Origin of the sequence: Arsukibacterium ikkense (assembly GCF_000987775.1) — a bacterium.
Classification (GTDB): Bacteria; Pseudomonadota; Gammaproteobacteria; order Enterobacterales; family Alteromonadaceae; genus Alishewanella; species Alishewanella ikkense.
In genome coordinates this window covers 98,697-116,470 of sequence record NZ_LAHO01000011.1, presented here as the reverse complement: position 1 = coordinate 116,470, position 17,774 = coordinate 98,697, and the positions used below count along the sequence as shown (strand labels likewise).

At 48.9% G+C, this 17,774-nt stretch carries 16 protein-coding genes; 12 read left to right on the top strand and 4 right to left on the bottom strand.

Annotated features, from left to right (window positions below; genetic code table 11):
* The first annotated feature begins 114 nt into the window (after window positions 1–114).
* Together ahpC and ahpF are read left to right on the top strand one after the other, a co-directional pair.
* Entirely contained in the window at window positions 115–681 is a 567-nt protein-coding gene (gene ahpC, locus WG68_RS12065) for an alkyl hydroperoxide reductase subunit C (RefSeq protein ID WP_046557943.1), read from the top strand.
* Between the two features lie 216 nt (window positions 682–897).
* Window positions 898–2,442: an alkyl hydroperoxide reductase subunit F gene (gene ahpF, locus WG68_RS12060; protein WP_046557942.1), complete on the top strand. Its 1,545-nt coding sequence runs from the start codon at window positions 898–900 to the stop codon at window positions 2,440–2,442.
* A 94-nt stretch (window positions 2,443–2,536) separates the two neighbouring features.
* On the opposite strand, the gene WG68_RS12055 is transcribed toward ahpF, so the two are convergent.
* The 3 genes from WG68_RS12055 to WG68_RS12045 all read right to left on the bottom strand — a co-directional run bounded on the left by WG68_RS12055 (window position 2,537) and on the right by WG68_RS12045 (window position 5,287).
* Window positions 2,537–3,355 (bottom strand): SAM-dependent methyltransferase, encoded by an 819-nt coding sequence (locus tag WG68_RS12055; RefSeq protein WP_235357727.1) that lies wholly within the window; start codon window positions 3,353–3,355, stop codon window positions 2,537–2,539.
* Window positions 3,348–4,184, bottom strand: coding sequence for a GGDEF domain-containing protein (locus tag WG68_RS19660; protein WP_161796366.1), 837 nt, complete (start codon window positions 4,182–4,184; stop codon window positions 3,348–3,350). Before WG68_RS19660 ends, WG68_RS12055 begins: the two co-directional genes overlap by 8 nt.
* Before the next feature lie 896 nt (window positions 4,185–5,080).
* Window positions 5,081–5,287, bottom strand: coding sequence for a hypothetical protein (locus WG68_RS12045; RefSeq protein ID WP_046557940.1), 207 nt, complete (start codon window positions 5,285–5,287; stop codon window positions 5,081–5,083).
* Between the two features lie 282 nt (window positions 5,288–5,569).
* Here WG68_RS12045 and cysG point away from each other — a divergent pair, with 282 nt between their 5' ends.
* The 6 genes from cysG (at window position 5,570) to WG68_RS12015 (ending at window position 11,490) form a co-directional block, all read left to right on the top strand.
* Window positions 5,570–6,991, top strand: a complete 1,422-nt coding sequence (gene cysG / locus WG68_RS12040) for a siroheme synthase CysG (RefSeq protein ID WP_046558004.1) — start codon at window positions 5,570–5,572, stop codon at window positions 6,989–6,991.
* A gap of 56 nt (window positions 6,992–7,047) precedes the next feature.
* Complete coding sequence (gene cysQ, locus WG68_RS12035; protein ID WP_046557939.1) at window positions 7,048–7,821, top strand: 3'(2'),5'-bisphosphate nucleotidase CysQ; 774 nt, start codon at window positions 7,048–7,050, stop codon at window positions 7,819–7,821.
* 50 nt (window positions 7,822–7,871) lie between these two features.
* The gene (gene rsuA, locus WG68_RS12030) at window positions 7,872–8,567 is read left to right on the top strand and encodes a 16S rRNA pseudouridine(516) synthase RsuA (protein ID WP_046557938.1); all 696 of its coding nucleotides are present in this window, start codon (window positions 7,872–7,874) and stop codon (window positions 8,565–8,567) included.
* A 405-nt stretch (window positions 8,568–8,972) separates the two neighbouring features.
* Window positions 8,973–9,332, top strand: a complete 360-nt coding sequence (locus WG68_RS12025; RefSeq protein WP_046557937.1) for a hypothetical protein — start codon at window positions 8,973–8,975, stop codon at window positions 9,330–9,332.
* A gap of 13 nt (window positions 9,333–9,345) precedes the next feature.
* Window positions 9,346–11,139 (top strand): lipoprotein N-acyltransferase Lnb domain-containing protein, encoded by a 1,794-nt coding sequence (locus WG68_RS12020; RefSeq protein ID WP_083981877.1) that lies wholly within the window; start codon window positions 9,346–9,348, stop codon window positions 11,137–11,139.
* 108 nt (window positions 11,140–11,247) lie between these two features.
* Window positions 11,248–11,490 carry a GlsB/YeaQ/YmgE family stress response membrane protein gene (locus WG68_RS12015; RefSeq protein WP_046557935.1) on the top strand — a complete coding sequence of 81 codons (243 nt, stop codon included), beginning with the start codon at window positions 11,248–11,250 and terminating at the stop codon, window positions 11,488–11,490.
* An 82-nt stretch (window positions 11,491–11,572) separates the two neighbouring features.
* Here the strand turns inward: WG68_RS12015 and WG68_RS12010 are convergent, their stop codons facing one another.
* Window positions 11,573–11,815 carry a DUF1289 domain-containing protein gene (locus WG68_RS12010; protein ID WP_046557934.1) on the bottom strand — a complete coding sequence of 81 codons (243 nt, stop codon included), beginning with the start codon at window positions 11,813–11,815 and terminating at the stop codon, window positions 11,573–11,575.
* A 547-nt stretch (window positions 11,816–12,362) separates the two neighbouring features.
* Between WG68_RS12010 and ilvG the strand changes: the two genes are divergently transcribed.
* From ilvG to ilvA, 4 genes are read left to right on the top strand one after another with little or no spacing between them, the layout of a single operon-like run.
* Window positions 12,363–14,012, top strand: coding sequence for an acetolactate synthase 2 catalytic subunit (ilvG, locus tag WG68_RS12005; RefSeq protein ID WP_046557933.1), 1,650 nt, complete (start codon window positions 12,363–12,365; stop codon window positions 14,010–14,012).
* A complete protein-coding gene (gene ilvM, locus WG68_RS12000; protein ID WP_046557932.1) occupies window positions 14,012–14,266 on the top strand; it encodes an acetolactate synthase 2 small subunit in 255 nt (84 codons plus the stop codon). Before ilvG ends, ilvM begins: the two co-directional genes overlap by 1 nt.
* A 36-nt stretch (window positions 14,267–14,302) precedes the next feature.
* On the top strand, window positions 14,303–16,153 hold the full coding sequence (gene ilvD, locus WG68_RS11995) for a dihydroxy-acid dehydratase (protein WP_046557931.1): 1,851 nt from the start codon (window positions 14,303–14,305) through the stop codon (window positions 16,151–16,153).
* On the top strand, window positions 16,153–17,721 hold the full coding sequence (gene ilvA, locus WG68_RS11990) for a threonine ammonia-lyase, biosynthetic (protein ID WP_046557930.1): 1,569 nt from the start codon (window positions 16,153–16,155) through the stop codon (window positions 17,719–17,721). Before ilvD ends, ilvA begins: the two co-directional genes overlap by 1 nt.
* Window positions 17,722–17,774: the final 53 nt, after the last annotated feature.

The window sequence follows — 17,774 nt, the reverse complement described above, 5'->3', positions numbered from 1 at the left end:
GATTAGACTAATTAATTTAATTCGTTTTAAAAGCTTAATGTGGTCGGCTATGATAGTCGTCATTGAGAACACAGCAATTTACCAATCTATTTACTAACCGAAAGGAGCAAGACTATGTCTTCAATTATCAACACTAAAATCAAGCCATTTAAAGCCACTGCATTTCATCAGGGCAAATTTGTTCCGGTAACTGAGCAGGATTTAGCCGGCAAGTGGTCAGTAGTAGTGTTCTACCCAGCTGACTTTACCTTTGTTTGCCCAACTGAATTAGGCGACCTGGCTGACTTCTACGCTAAGTTCCAGGAAATCGGTGTTGAAGTGTACTCCGTGTCTACCGATACCCACTTTACTCATAAAGCATGGCACGATGCGTCTGAGACCATCAAAAAAATCTCTTACCCAATGGTTGCTGACCCAACAGGCACCATCACCCGTAACTTTGGCGTAATGATTGAAGAAGAAGGCTTAGCGCTGCGCGGTACTTTCGTCATCAACCCGGAAGGCGAAATTAAGGTAGCTGAAATTCACGATTTAGGAATCGGCCGTTCAGCTTCAGAGCTGTTCCGCAAGGTACAAGCTGCTCAGTACGTAGCTAACCACGACGGTGAAGTTTGCCCAGCTAAATGGACGCCGGGTGAAGCGACTTTAGCGCCATCACTGGACCTGGTTGGTAAAATCTAACCAATGTTAGCCACTGCTGTTGATTGCAGCGGAAGTTAGGTACAGCCCTTCTTAAGAAGCTGTAGCCCAGCTTCCTACTGCCAAACTTTTTGTTTGGTAGCCGGGCAGGCAATATGCCTGCCCGGAACACCCCAAACGTAACGATAACAGCCGGCCATTATGGCCGAGGCTTTGTGACGCCTGAATTTGTATCGTCTTAATTTTTTTGGAGTTTTTATGTTAGATACTAACCTGAAGCAAACACTTAAAACTTACTTGCAGAACCTGAAAACACAAGTTGAGCTGGTGGTATCTTTAGACGATAGCGCCAAAGCCGCCGAAGTAGAACAGCTGGCAACCGAAATTGCCGAACTTTCCGATTTAGTGTCGTTGCGCCGTGACGACACCGCTATGGAGCGCAAACCCGCCATGCTGGTGCGCTCGGTAGCTAAAGATACCCATATTACCTTTGCCGGTGTACCGCTGGGCCATGAATTTACCTCGTTAGTGCTGGCGTTGCTGCACTCCGGTGGCCACCCGATAAAGGTAGAAGCTGACATTCTTGAGCAAATTCGCCAGTTGCCCGGCAAGTTTGCCTTTGAAACCTATATCTCGTTAAGCTGCCAGACTTGCCCTGAAGTAGTGCAGGCGCTGAATATTATGGCGGCCACTAACCCGAACATTACTAACGTGATGATCGACGGCGCCATGTTTCAGGAAGAAGTAACCGACCGTAACGTAATGGCGGTGCCATCGGTATTTTTAAATGGCGAGCTGTTTTCGCAGGGTGCGATTACCCTGGAGAAAATTATCCAGAAAATCGACGTTAACGCCGAAAAACGCCAGGCACAAGCGCTGAAAAGCAAAGCGGAGTTTGATGTATTAGTCGTCGGCGGCGGTCCGGCCGGTGCTTCTGCGGCAGTGTATGCGGCGCGTAAAGGCCTGAATACCGGTATTTTAGCCGAGCGCTTTGGTGGCCAGGTAGCCGATACTGTGGGCATTGAGAACTTTATTTCAGTAAAGTACACCGAAGGCCCGAAGCTGGTTAACGCCTTAGAAGCCCATGTGCGGGAATACGACGTCGATATTATGAACAATCAGCGGGCGGTTAAGTTAAGCCGTGCTGACAAGGTAGAGCTGGAGCTGGCCAATGGCGCGGTATTAACCAGTAAAACCCTGATTTTGGCACCCGGTGCCCGCTGGCGCGAAATGAACGTACCCGGCGAGCAGGAATACCGTGGCAAGGGTGTGGCCTATTGCCCGCACTGCGATGGCCCGTTATTTAAAGGTAAAAAAGTGGCGGTGATTGGTGGTGGTAACTCGGGCATTGAAGCGGCGATCGACTTAGCCGGTATTGTCGAGCATGTAACCGTGCTGGAATTTGCCGCCACTCTGCGGGCCGATGCGGTACTGGTGAAAAAAGCCAATTCAATGGGCAACATTACCATTATTACCGAAGCGCAAAGTACCGAGGTTACCGGTGATGGTAACCGGGTAAATGGTATTAATTATACCGACCGCAAAACAGGTGAATCGCATCATGTCGAACTGGCCGGTATTTTTGTGCAAATAGGTTTGGTACCTAATACCGAGTGGCTACGCGGTGCGCTGGAGTTATCGCCGCGCGGTGAAATTATTGTCGATGAACGCGGCCAAACCTCAGTGCCAGGTGTGTTTGCCGCAGGCGACGCCACTACTGTGCCGTATAAACAGATTATTATTGCGATGGGCTCTGGTGCCAATGCCTCACTGGGTGCCTTTGATTACCTGATCCGCCACTAAAATGTGGTAACGTTTTTAACGTTTTACTAGTACGGGATACCTCTCTCATCCCTCTTTGGCGGCAACCTTGGTTGCCGTTTTTTTTATTGGTTTTTCAAGTCGCCGCTGGCTGTTGGCGCAGTGGGTGATTGGCCGGTACGCCCAGCCTGTCCAGCATGGCACTGTTTACCGTTTTCGGCCGTAGTGGTGGGATCACCAGCGTGGTGATCTGATTCAGCGTGGCCCCGGGCAATGCCACCAGTGCTATGCGCTCAGCCCGGGGCTGCCAGATAGGTAAGTCGGCGGCTTCATATAAAATAACCTGATGGCTGGGCGGGTACCACTGCTGCAGGTGCTGCACCAGAATTTCAATATAGCCCTTGTCACTTTCCAGTTTCGCTAAGCTGAAATCACCGGCAATGGCCACCTGCCATAGCAGCAGGTAAGCACTGACCTCAACCGTGCGCTGGTAAAATAAAAACTGGCTGGCTTCAAATTGCTGGCAGCCTTCGGCCATCGGGTCGATGCCTAAGTCGGCATATAAGCAGGCGTCAGCGCCAATGCCTGCTTCCATTTTGGCGCGGTAGCCCAGCGCTTTCAGCTGGCGTATAGCTTCATGCGGTGGCCAGCTGGCAATGCCGGGGTGGCCATAACAGGCCCAGACCACATTCTGGCCGGCAGTTACCGCAGTGATTACCGCATCCAGCATTGTCTGGTAGCTTAGGCTACGCGGCTGGCCAGCCTGATAAAACGGCTGCAAATCCACTAAGTTGGGGTTTATTTGCTGTAAAAAGCCGGCAAGGTAATGGCTATTGCTGTGGAAAAACACCAAATCAGCTGCCGCCAGCTGTGCGCGCGCCAACATAGTCAGCTGGCTACCCAGGGTAATGCCCAGCCCCAGGCAAATCAGGCTGCCATGGCGTTGCTCAGGCAAAACTGCTGCCTTTGCTAGCAGCGCTGGGGTGCACCATAATACGATTACGACCGCCAGTTTTGGCTTTATACAACGCATCATCAGCTTGTTTTAACAGGCTGTCAAAATCAGCATTACTGCTGGCTGCCACGCCAAAGCTGGCGGTGATCTGAATAGACTGGTCTTCAAACGGAATAACTAACTGCTCCAGGCTACGCCGGCACTGCTCGGCAATCTCTTTGGCATCAGTTAAGCCGCAGCCTGGTAAAAATAGCGCAAATTCTTCGCCGCCAATTCGGGCCAGAATATCCTGCTGCCGAATTTGCGCCTGACAACACTGGGCAATAGCGCTAAGCACCTTGTCACCGGCGGCATGGCCATATTGGTCATTAATTTGTTTAAATAAATCAATATCAAACACAATAAGGCTGTATTCGCCCTGCTGGCGGCGATTGGCTAAGTGTTTGCTAACGGCTTGGTTAAAATAACGGCGGTTAAACAGCCTGGTTAAAAAGTCGGTGGTGGCCAGCCGGTTTAGCGCTACCCGCTTGCTGTTAAGCACAAAAATAACCAGTAGCAAAAGTACCAGTAAGGCGATAGAAATCAGCAGGGTTCTGAGCTTTTCATCCTGCTGCAGCTTACTTTCCAACTGTAACAGCTTGTTTTGGTTGGCCAGCAGCGCCAGTTTATTTTCGCTTTCCATAAAGTCAGCTTGTGCCAGATGGTAGGCAACACTGCGCTGCTTAAATTCATCAATATAGCTATTAAGTGCGGCAATATGCTGTTTATAGGCAATAGCTGCTTCGGTGTTGTCACCATTTTTTTCATGCAGTTGGGCCAACAGCAACATGGCTTTGTTGGAGGTTTGGTAGTCATTTAGGTTTACTGATTGTAGATAGACTTGCTCTAAAATAATCCGAGCTTCGTTTAACTCATTTAGGTTGTGATGAGCCAAGCCGAGATAATATTTTGCTTGAATTATTGTATATAAGTATCCAATCTGTTCGAGTTCCGGTAAAGCAGCTTGCATAGTTGCTTTAACATATTCAGGTGTTCTAATGACGTCCGAATCAGCGGTAAAAATACTAATGGAATACTTCATTAAAGGTTCTTTTGCTTCTTCGCAAGCTACAGATGCTTGATCAACTAATTCTGCGGGATAGTTTCCGGTTAGCTTAGTTAGTGCGTGTAGTTTTTGGGTGTAACTTATGCAATAACCTCTGGGCGAGTTGGCAAGTTCCTCAATTGTTTCAGCAAATTCGACCGCTTTTTCATAGGCATTGGCACTGATATGAAGCTGGGTTGCTACAGTATATACATTTACCAATAACATCCTGTCTGAAACCACTTTGGCATGCTTCAACGCTTCGTAAAGAGAAACATAAGCATCTTTATATTTTTTCTTATGTTCGAATACCGTGGCTAGCAGTAAATAGGCTTTCACTCTGACAACCGGTGAACTACTCGAAGTTATAGTACTAGCCAAGGTAATTGCTTGATCTTGTTCTCCTCTAAATCCATACATATAAGCCTGAATGAAAACAAAGTAGTCATGTTGCTCGGGCTGCAGTTGGTGCAGTCTTGGCTCTAGTTGGGCTAGAATTCTAAGGGTAGTCGCTGGAGATTTTGTTCTGGACGCCTCTGCTTCTTCTAACAGAGCTTGTATAGTTTCTTGCGTTAAACAAAAAACAGGAGCATTGAAAAACAATACTCCTGTCATACAAAAGATCCAGAATAACTTTATCATTACTTAACGGGAAACATGTAAGTCACTATATTTACAGATTTACCCGTCAGTTTTTCTACCTGAGCCTTGTCACCCGCTAATACCGCTTCTGCTTCGTGGCTTTGCAGGCCATAGTTTTGCATCGCAGTGGCTGGGTTTTGCTGGTAATCTTGTTGCAATTTGGGGTTGGTCGCTAAATCTTCAATAAACTGGCTAAGAGTCGACATATTCAATCCTTTTTAATGCTGCGCTGATTATTTATATGCTGTTGTTACCGCGCTTCTTTGCAAAAGTGGGCAAAAGGGGCGGCATTTGCCGATATTTTACCCAGCTAATGTAATGCAAATAATAACTTCAAACAACAATTGCTTGCGGGAGCTTGTGCATAAAGATTGGTTCATTAATTCCGTTTAGTTATATATGAGCGTGATAAGCTATTTTGCGAACCACGTACTCGGCGCTATGCTAAGCGTTATTAAGTGCTGATAGTTTCAGCTAGCGGAGCCGCTGTGCAATATCTTCCTTTATTCGTTAAATTAACCGATAAACCGGTGCTGATTGTCGGCGGTGGGTCTGTGGCGCTGCGTAAAGCGGGTACCTTGCTCAGTGCCGGCGCTAAGTTGTTTGTGGTATCACCTGAATTTTCCCCGGAATTTACTAACTGGCAGCAGCAGGGCAAGGCGGAGTTGATCACCGGTTATTTCAGCCCGGAACTATTGGATGGCAAGCTGCTGGTGATTGCTGCCACCGATAACGATAGTGTTAATGCTGCAGTTTATAACGCAGCGACCGCGCGCAATATGCTGGTTAATACCGTGGATGATCAGCCGAAATGTGGCTTTATTTTCCCATCAATTATCGACCGTAACCCTATTATTATTGCTATCTCCAGCTTTGGCACTGCGCCGGTACTGGCAAGACGTTTGCGCGAAAAGCTGGAAACGCTGTTGCCGCAACATTTAGGGCCACTGGCACAATTAGTCGGTCGCTTTCGTGATCAGGTAAAAGCCAGAATTAAAGGTTTTGCCGCCCGTCGCCAGTTCTGGGAAAAAGTGTTTAACTCTGATGTGGTGCGCGATGTCCAGGCGAATCAGCTGCCGCAGGCTGAACAAAGGCTGGCAGCGTTGTTGGCCGAACCGCAACAACTGGCTGGTGAAGTTTATGTAGTTGGCGCAGGGCCGGGCGATCCGGAACTGCTAACTTTAAAAGCATTACAATTAATGCAACAAGCCGATGTGGTGGTATACGACTATCTGGTGTCGCCCGAGATTATGCAGCTGGTGCGCCGCGATGCTGAGTTGATTTGTGTTGGCAAAAAAGCCGGCGCGCATTCAGTAGCACAGCGGGATACCAACCAGATTTTGATCGATTTAGCCCTGGCCGGCAAAAAAATCTGTCGTTTAAAAGGCGGTGATCCTTTTATTTTTGGTCGCGGTGGCGAGGAAATTCAGGCGTTGCTGCCGCATAATATTGCTTTTCAGGTGGTGCCGGGAGTAACGGCTGCAGCGGGGTGTGCGGCTTATGCCGGTATTCCGTTAACCCATCGCGATTATGCACAAAGCGTGCAGTTTGTTACCGGCCATTGCCGGCCCGATGGCAGTGAGCCCGACTGGCAGAGCATGAGCACCGCTAACCAGACGGTGGTGATTTATATGGGCTTAATGAAAGCGGCACATATTCAGCAGCAACTGCTGGCAGCCGGGCGGGCTGCCACTACGCCGGTGGCAATTATTGAAAACGGTACCCGGCTGCAGCAGCGAATTATTACTACAGAGCTTAGTGAGCTGGCGGCAAAAGTCAGCACTGAGCAGGTGCAATCGCCGGCGCTGTTGATTATTGGCGAAGTGGTTAGTTTGCAACGTCAGCTGCATTGGTTTGGCGCCAGGCCAAACAGCGCGGTATTTGCCCAGCCACTAACCCGGTTAGGCTAATTCTGGTAAGCTTGCCTGCAAACTTTAATTCAACAGTATCCTGCAAGGACGATGATATGACAGTAACTTTACTGCCGGCGATTATTAAGATTGCCGAACAGGCCGGTGAGGCCATTTTAGCGATATACGGCCGTGACCAGGCTGATTTTAAGATCAGTGCCAAGAGCGACGACTCACCACTGACCGCTGCTGATATGGCGGCACACCGGCTTATTGTCGCCGAACTGGCAAAACTTACTCCCGACTTACCCATTTTGTCTGAAGAAGCCGCTGATATCAGTTGGGATATCCGCAAAAACTGGCAACGTTACTGGTTAGTTGACCCGCTGGATGGCACTAAAGAGTTTATTAAACGCAATGGTGAGTTTACCGTTAATATCGCGCTGATTGATCAGGGCGAGCCAATTCTGGGGGTGGTGCACGCACCGGTACTGGCCAAAACCTATTATGCAGCGAAAGGCGAAGGGGCATTTTTAAAGCAAGCCAGTGGTGTCAGACCGATCCAGGTAAACCAGGCCAGCCGAAGTCAGTTGGTAAAGGTAGTGGGTAGCCGCAGCCACCCCAGCCCGGATTTAGCCGGTTATCTGACCCAGTTCAGTGAGCATGAAATGGTGCCGGTGGGCAGTTCGTTAAAGTTTTGCCTGGTGGCTGATGGCACAGCTGATGTGTATCCACGCTTTGGCCCCACCATGGCCTGGGACACCGGTGCCGGCCATATTGTTGCCACCGAAGCCGGTGCAACAGTAAGCTTTGCAGGTATTGATGCTAAGGTTTATCAGCGCGAACAGCTGCTAAATCCGAATTTTATGGTGTCAGCGCTAGGCGACTAATGTTTGCCAGTGCGGTACACTAGTTACCTGCAAATTAGGTGATTAGTGTTATGCGTTTAGATAAATTTATATGTGATTGTACCGGCCTGACCCGTAGCCAGGCCGGCAAAGCTATTCGGCAGAAGCTGGTTAGTATTAATGGCGACGTAGTGAAACAGGCTGCGCGGCAAGTTAGTGACAGTGATCAGGTTGTATTAGACGGCAAGCCACTGGCAATCATTGGCCTGCGGTACTTAATGCTGCATAAGCCAGCAGGCTTTCTTTGTGCTAACGACGACCCCGATCATCCGATAGTGTTTAACTTACTGAACGAGCCAATAGTCGAGCGCTTACACACCGTTGGCCGGCTTGATTTAGACACCACTGGCTTATTGCTGCTAACCGATGATGGCAAGTGGTCGCACCGCATCAGCAGCCCAAAACACCATATCGCTAAAACTTACCGCGTATGGACCGCCGACCCTATTGGTGACGATGCTGCCAGGCTGTTTGCCGAAGGCATTATGCTGCGCGGTGAACAAGATCCAACCTTACCAGCTGAACTGGAATTAGTGACCGAGCACGAGGCGCTGCTGACTATTCATGAAGGGCGCTATCATCAGGTAAAACGCATGTTTGCTGCTATCGGCAACAAAGTCGAGCAACTGCACCGCGAGAAAATTGGCGGTTTGCAGTTGCCTGATGATTTAGCAGAGGGTGAGTATCGGGCGCTGACCGCAGCCGAACTTGAGTTGCTGGCAAAGTAGCGATATTGAAACTTAACAGCGCTGAAAGTTTTTCACGAGGTGCGTTGTTATCAGGTTAAACGAATACAGGTCTGTTTTGCTGGCAAACCAGAATCATCATTGCACCTTGAAAAAATTTGTGGTCCGGAATTGGCGGATGACGACTTCGCTGAAGCTGACTGCTGATCATGTTCACTGCAATGATTAAATTTCTATGTTAAAAAATTTCAATAGAAAAACTATTAGAAATGCAATTCCAATAGTGGCTAAAGTTAAAAACTGACTTTTCAATGATTGATTCAAGTGTTGCTCTTTTTAAAAAATATATGTGATTATTTATAAAAGGTACGATTGACATAAATTTTATCAAAATGTAGCATTGCCGTCGCTTTTAGGAGCATACTAATAATCATTAAAGGGAAAAAAATGAAAAACATTTGTTTTGCAGCCGCAATTTTATCACTTTCCGGTTGTGCAAGTATCATGACAGCTGAGCAACAATCCATCAATGTCACTGCCTCTAACAATCAACCAATAGAAGTAACAGTTGATGATAAAACAACTACCTCACCTGGCACTGTAGTGGTTTTACGCGACGGTAAGGATAAAGTAGTCAGGACCTCTGCTGAAGGCTGTGATTCTGCAACACCAGTTAAAAAGTCTGTAACCCCAGTATTTTTTGGAAATATCATCATTGGTGGAGTTTTAGGTTCAACAACTGACGCATCTACCGGCAAAATGTGGGATTACCAAGAAACTGTTGTTGTAAGTTGCACTACAAAGTAAATCGATAAATATTATGTATTACCGTTTTAAGAGCTGGTTTCTATCAGCTCTTTTTTTTACTATGTTTTCGACAGCATATGCATCAAATGCTGATTTGTATAATTTGTCAGAGCAGAGTATCTGGTCATTGCTGATTCATAGCAAAGAAAATCGAGCTCAGATAACCGATCCGAAATTCCTGCTTTCAGCCGGAAGCTTTTCTGCTCAGAGTGAATTGAAACTTACCTTGGAGCAGTTTCAGCAGCATCCATACGAGACGTTTTGCCGGTTTCCTGCCAGGATCAGTTATCTCTCTGAGCAAATGAAGTTTGATTTGCCCGAAGATCGGTTCTCGAAGTGTCCGGAACTTAAAGCATTCTTAGAGCATGTTCCTTTTGATTCACTCGAATTGGTTTATGCCTCTGAGGTACTGTCTTCAGCCACCAGTATGATGGGGCATATTTTCATTAAAGCCAGTGGCTTAAACAGCCGGGCTATACCGGTTGAACATTCATTAGCTTACTACACAGAAATAACCACTTTTAATCCATTAAAGCTGGTTATAGAAAGTACTATGACAGGTATGCCTGGTTTTTTTAGCGTCAAACCCTTTGCAAAAGATGTTGAGCAATATATTAAGAAAGAGCAGAGAAACCTCTGGCAATTTAGCTTGCAAGCGACACCTGGGCAATTGCATTTGTTGCAGCTACATATCTGGGAATTGAATCAGGTAAACATTACTTATTACTTTCAGTCATTTAATTGTGCAACTCTGACGTTAGAAATGCTCGCATTATTAGAACCCAGCTTACTAAAGCATAGAGGCACAATCGTTAGCCCAGCAGATGTGGTTAAGGCTGCAGTGACTGAAGGTGTTGTAACTGCAACGTCATTGGACACGGCACCACACTGGTTGTTTCATGCACTTCGGGACTCTATTGCACAGAAAGATGCAAAGGAGATTGATCAACTGGTATTTGCCCGTAAATCACTAACCAACGAGACGAGAAGGCAACAACTTATTAAGTTGGCCGCAGACCCGCTTGCTGCCAGGTACATTACCTCAGTAGTGGAGAGAGCAATAGAGCAAGATGTGCTGGAATCAGGTTTTACCGTTCCAACAGCAAGTAAAGACGTTATTTTTGATTTTACTGGTTATAAACACCCCGCAAAAACCCCTCAAGACTCCGCATTTGGGGTGACTTGGTTGCAGGATGAATACAATAGCCGCGCACTGTTGCACTATTTGCCAGCAGGTCACTTTTTGCATAACGATAACCGTCAGTATTTATCAGAATCAGAGCTGATTATTGCTAAAGTATCTGTTGCCGTGACACCAGATACAAATAAAATTCAGCTAGAAGAGTTTACCCTGTATTCTTTTAGATCAATAAGTCCTGACCATGCTGCCTTCCCAGTGCTATCTGGCGAGTTTTACCTGGGTTATCGGCAAAGTTATCAACAAGATTTGCAGTTGGCATCGGCCTTTGAGGTATCTGGTGCTTTAGGGAAAAGCTTGAGACTGCATAGGGATATTATCAGTTATGCTATGGCGGGAGCCGGCCTTACAACAGACGTTACCCATTCTAAGGCATTTATTTATGCCAAAGCAGGTGTGGTCATGAATCTTATTGGAGACACAAAGCTATATATCCAATATGAGAAAAGCACAGGTAAGATTAAGAATGCCAACAAATTTGCAGATACAACAGCCATTCTAAGTTGGTTTCCTGACAGGGATCATTCTATTAACTTAAAACTTAACCTTGTGGGTAGCAAAAAAGAGCAGCGTACGCAGTTTGGTGCTGAGTATTTTTACCATTTTTAGTCAGCTAACTTCCTAAATTATGGAGCATAGTTAGCATTTTTAACTGAAGAGTCTACGCTTTAGCTAACCCGCTGTGTTGGCTAAAACGACAATCAAAGGAAACTAACTATGAACTTTATCGCTTTTTTAATTATTGGCGCACTGGCCGGCTGGATAGCCGGCAATATTATGAAAGGCAAAGGGTTTGGTCTGTTAGGCAATATTGTGGTCGGTATTGTTGGCGCCTTTTTGGGCGGCTTTTTATTTGGTTTATTAGGCCTTGCATCATTTGGCTTTATTGGCTCGCTGATTACCGCGACTGTCGGGGCGATAGTGCTGATTTATGTGGTGAGCTTAATTAAAAGAAGTTAGCCACTTTTTTCTTAAAGCTAGTTAGCTGTCAGTAGGATGTCAGAGTAGCGCGCGTTGTAACGATAAGCGCTACGGGCCACATTCAAAACAAATCAAGTGATTCACCTTGCTCTGGCAAGTCCTGCTCTTTCTTGGTTTTGGCATTCAGCCTTGCCCGCCTCTGCATTAGCAGCTTCAGAATATGCGCCCGCTCAGTAGCCGGTTTCTGGTGCCAGTTAAAGCGTTCGTCACGCGAGCGCAGGCAACCCAGGCAATAGCCCCGGTTGTTACTCTGACACACCCCAATACAGGGGTTAGGTATGTCGAATAGCTCTAGCTGATCCACAAGGCTACCGCGCAGGCTGATGAATAAGCTAAGTGTACGTTGTGGCAGGCTAAAGGTGCAAATAACTCAGTTCTTTAATGAGAGTGCATACTAACTATCAAGCGTAAACCAGTTTGCCCTAAGACAACCGTTGAAGCCCTGGACGGGCGGAAACGAGCCTACAGGGATGTATTCACGGCGTGTTGTCGTGGGCAAACTGGTTTAAAGCCTGCACCGCTGTAACTGATTATTTTTCAGCAGATCACAAAAATTGGTTGACTTCAGACTGATAGACGGCTATTTGTAATAGGCAATTGCTCTGCAAAACAGAGCCAAAAATAAAAACGAATTCAACCAAGCAAATAAGTAAGAATCAAATTATGCGTTTAGCTGCTGTTCTGAACATTATTGTCCTCGTGGTCGTGGTGATTATTAATCTCCGCGGGGGCGGTGTTTTGGAAAAATAAAGTAGCTTAAGGCGAAATCCAACAAAACCCCCGCTCCGCAAGGACCGGGGGTTTTGTCGTTTCAGGGCGTGTGAAAATTAATTAGCAGCAAGAGGTTTCGGATGAATGGCGCAGAGTTGGTATTAAAGGTGTTGCAGCAGCATGGGGTGGATACCATTTTTGGTTATCCCGGCGGCGCTATTATGCCGATTTACGATGCGATCTACCAAAGCCCGATTAAGCACTACCTGTGCCGGCATGAGCAAGGCGGCGCTTTTTCGGCCATAGGTTATGCCCGCAGCTCTGGCAAGGTTGGCGTGTGTTTAGCCACCTCCGGCCCGGGTGCCACTAACTTAATTACCTCACTGGCCGATGCCATGCTGGACTCAGTGCCGCTGGTCGCCATTACCGGCCAGGTATCACAGGCGGTAATGGGTACCGACGCCTTTCAGGAAATCGACGTGCTGGGCTTAAGTTTAAGTGTCACCAAGCACAGCTTTATGGTGCGCAGTGTCGACGAGCTGGCGGCGACCTTACATGAAGCTTTTGCTATTGCCCGCTCTGGCCGGCCGGGTCCGGTACTGGTGGATATCCCCAAAGATGTGCAGTTAGCTGCCGTCAGCGAGGCTGAATGTGCGGCTAAACCACAACAACAAAGCATCAGTACCTCTTTGGCACAAAGCGCTCAGGCCCGCCAGCTGATTAGCCATGCCAAAAAGCCGATGGCCTATATCGGCGGCGGTGTGCATATGGCCGGCGCTATGGCGCAGCTGCAAGACTTTTTAGCCCAATGCCCGATGCCCTCTGTGACTACCTTAAAAGGCATGGGCTCGGTGGCCAAAGACAACCCCTATTATTTAGGCATGCTGGGTATGCACGGCACCCAGGCCGCTAACCTGGCTGTACAAGAGTGCGATTTATTAATTTGTTTAGGCGCCCGTTTTGATGACAGGGTCACCGGCAACCTGCAAAAATTCGCGCCTAATGCCAAAGTCATTCATGTCGATATCGACCCGGCTGAAATCAATAAAGTGCGTTTTGCCCAGGTATCGTTTTTAGGCGATATGCGGCAAATTCTGCCGGCGATTGCCAGCAGCACGGATTGCCGCGACTGGTTAGCCCATTGCAGCAGCTTAAAGCAGCAACATGGCTGGCGTTATGACCACCCGGGTGAGCGCATTTATGCGCCGCTGATGTTAAAGCAGTTAAGCGACCGCATGCCAGATAACAGCGTGGTGTGCTGCGATGTAGGCCAGCACCAGATGTGGGTGGCGCAACATATGCGCTTTAGCCACCCGCGTAACCATTTATCCAGCGGCGGCCTGGGCACTATGGGTTTTGGCCTGCCAGCAGCCATTGGCGCCAAACTAGCCCGGCCACAGGATACGGTAATAGCCGTGTCGGGCGATGGCTCATTTATGATGAACGTGCAGGAGCTGGGCACCATTAAGCGTTTCCGGTTACCGGTAAAAATAGTCATTGTCGATAACCAGCGCCTTGGCATGGTAAAGCAATGGCAGCAGCTGTTTTTTAACGAGCGCTACAGCGAAACCGATTTATCTGACAACCCGGATTTTGTCGCGCTGGCCGCTGCCTTTGCCATACCGGGCCACTGCATTACCCGCAAAGATGAAGTAGAAAGTGCGCTGGAAGCCATGTTTACCTGGCCCGGCCCCTATTTACTGCATGTAAGAATTGATGAAAAAGATAACGTCTGGCCATTAGTACCGCCGGGTGCCGCCAATGAAGATATGATCATGGAGACTAACTAATGAACCATACCCTGACCATCACCACCAATAATGAAGCCAGCGTAGTTGAGCGGTTATTGCAAGTGACCCGCTATCGCGGTTACCAGCTGGCCGGCTTACAGCTGACACCGTTGAGTGACAGAGCTGGCTTATCGGTTACCTTAACGGTAAGCAGCGATAAGCCTATTCATTTGCTGACCAGTCAGCTGCATAAATTATACGACGTGCGCGATTTACAACTGGTCAGCGCCGACATTGCCGCGCTACGCGCCTAAACTCATACCATTTAAGACAAATAACGGAGTATCAGAATGCCAAAGTTAAGATCCGCCACTGTTACCGAAGGCCGCAATATGGCAGGCGCCCGGGCGCTGTGGCGTGCCACCGGCGTTAAAGACACCGATTTTGGCAAACCGATTATTGCCGTGGTTAACTCCTTTTGTGAGTTTGTGCCCGGCCATGTGCACTTGCGTGATTTAGGCAAGCTGGTGGCAAAAAGCATTGAAGATGCCGGTGGTATCGCTAAAGAATTCAATACTATAGCGGTAGATGATGGTATCGCCATGGGCCATGGCGGCATGCTGTACAGCCTGCCCTCACGTGAGCTGATTGCCGACTCGGTCGAATATATGATAAATGCCCATTGCGCTGATGCCATGGTGTGTATTTCTAACTGCGATAAAATTACCCCCGGCATGTTGATGGCGGCAATGCGCTTAAATGTGCCGGCCATTTTTATCTCGGGCGGGCCGATGGAAGCCGGTAAAACCAAGTTATCGGATCAGATTATCAAGCTGGATTTAGTCGATGCCATGGTGTCGGCGGCCGATCCGAAAGTCAGTGATGCCGACAGCGAGCAAATTGAGCGCAGTGCTTGCCCGACTTGTGGCAGCTGCTCGGGCATGTTTACCGCTAACTCGATGAACTGCCTGGTTGAAGCCTTGGGCTTAGGCCAACCCGGCAATGGCTCCTTGCTGGCCACCCATGCCGATCGTAAAGAGCTGTTTGTGCAGGCCGGTTTCCGGATCATGGAGCTGTGTAACCGCTGGTATAAAAATGATGATGCCAGTGCCTTACCGCGCAGTATCGGCAATAAAACTGCCTTCGAAAATGCCATGATGCTGGATATTGCCATGGGCGGCTCCACCAATACCGTGCTGCATTTACTGGCTGCCGCCATTGAAGCCGAAGTTGACTTTACCATGGCCGATATCGACCGTTTATCGCGCATTGTGCCGCATCTGTGCAAAGTGGCGCCTTCAACCCAGAAATACCATATGGAAGATGTGCACCGCGCCGGTGGCGTGATTGGCATTTTAGCTGAGCTGAACCGCGCCGGCTTATTAAACCCTGATACGCCGCATGTGGCCGGCAGTTCGCTGGGTGCGGTGCTGCAGCAATGGGATTTGAAGGCCAACCCATCAACTGAGGTACAAAAATTCTACGCCGCCGGCCCGGCCGGTATCCGCACTACTGTGGCCTTTTCGCAAAACTGCCGCTACCCGTCGGTAGATGATGACAGAGTCGAGGGCTGTATCCGCAGTAAAGAGCATGCCTATTCGCAGGACGGTGGTTTAGCTGTGCTGTTTGGTAACCTGGCCCCGCAAGGCTGTATTGTCAAAACTGCCGGGGTAGAGCCAGAAAATCTGGTGTTTAGCGGCCGCGCCCGGGTGTTTGAAAGCCAGGATGAGGCGGTAGAGGCGATATTAAAAGGCAAGGTGGTGGCCGGCGATGCGGTGATTATCCGCTACGAGGGCCCCAAAGGCGGCCCCGGTATGCAGGAAATGCTGTACCCGACCAGTTATTTAAAATCGATGGGCCTGGGTAAAGCCTGTGCCTTGATCACCGATGGCCGTTTTTCTGGCGGCACCTCGGGTTTATCGATTGGCCATGTGTCACCTGAAGCGGCCAGCGGCGGCGCTATTGCGCTGGTGCAGGAAGGCGACAAAATAGAAATTGATATTCCGCAGCGCAAAATCGGCATAGCGATCAGCGATGACGAGCTGGCACAGCGCCGCGCGGCGATGGACGCCAAAGGCAAGCAGGGCTGGAAGCCAGAGAACCGGCAGCGGGTGGTGAGTAATGCCTTAAAAGCCTACGCCTTGCTGGCCAGTAGTGCAGATAAAGGCGCGGTGCGGGATGTGTCGAAGTTGGAGGAGTAATGAATAACCTGGCAACAGTCCAAACAGAGCAGACAGATACCGAGTTAATGCAGCAGTATCTGCGGGACATTCTGCTGTCGCCGGTATATCAGGCTGCGGTGGAAACCCCGCTGGATGGCATGACTAAACTAAGCCAGCGCCTCGGCCACACTGTGCTGTTAAAACGTGAAGACAAACAGCCGGTGTACTCGTTTAAACTGCGCGGTGCCTTTCATAAACTGCATAAAGTTAAGCAGCACAGCCCGCACGCCAGCGTGGTTTGCGCCTCAGCCGGTAACCATGCGCAGGGCGTGGCGCTGTCGGCCAGCAAACTGGAGATAAAAGCCACCATAGTGATGCCGATCACTACCCCGGAAATAAAAGTGGCGGCAGTTAGAGCACTGGGCGGTAATGTGGTACTGCACGGCACCGCCTTTGATGAAGCCAACAGCTATGCCATCAAGCTAGCTAATACTGAGGGCGCTATTTACATTCCACCCTTTGATGATAGCGATGTGATAGCCGGCCAGGGCACCGTCGCCAAAGAGCTGCTAAGCCAGCATAATCAACTTAATGCGGTGTTTATTCCGGTTGGCGGTGGCGGTTTAATGGCCGGTATGGCGGTATACATTAAAGCCATACAGCCTAATGTGCGGGTAATAGGGGTAGAGCCGGAAGACGCCGCCTGCTTAAAAGCGGCGATGGCGGCAGGCGAGCCGGTTACGCTGGATCGGGTGGGTTTATTTGCCGATGGTGTGGCGGTAAAACGCATTGGTACTGAAAATTTTAATCTGGCCAAACGCTTTTGCGATGAGGTAGTTACCGTCACCAGCGATGAAATATGCGCCGCCATTAAAGATATTTTTGATGACTTACGCGCAGTTGCCGAGCCAGCCGGTGCTTTAGCGCTGGCCGGCTTAAAAAAATACAGCCAGCAACTTAACAACAGCACCCTACCCAAGCCACAGCAATTTGCTGCTGTGCTTAGCGGTGCTAACTTAAATTTTGATACGCTGCGCTATGTATCGGAGCGTTGCGAGCTGGGCGAAAAAAAGGAAGCGGTATTTGCCGTGACTATCCCGGAAGAAAAAGGCAGCTTCCGCCGTTTTTGCCAGACGCTGGGCGGTCGGGCCATCACCGAGTTTAACTATCGCTACGCCAGCAACAATAAAGCCCATATTTTTGTTGGCATTAAGCTGCGCCATGGCCAGCAGGAGCTGGATACGGTAACTAAGCTGTTAAGTGACGCCGGCTATGATTATCAGGATTTATCTGATGATGAACTGGCGAAACTGCATGTGCGGCATATGGTTGGCGGCATGCCGCCGCGTCAGTTACAAGAACAGGTGTACCAGTTTAACTTTCCGGAATACCCGGGCGCCTTAATGAATTTTTTAAATACGCTCGGCGAACACTGGAATATTACGCTGTTTCATTACCGCAACCACGGTGCCGCCACCGGCGATGTACTGGCCGGCTTTGAAGTGGCGCAACACAGCGATATTGCCAGCTATCTCGACAAGCTGGGTTATCAGTATCAGCAGGTCAGCAGCAACCGCAGTTATCAGACGTTTTTAACGGCGGGGTAACGACCGGGGAACTTATCGCTATTGCTTAGGCCTAAGCAGCCAGTTACACTTTG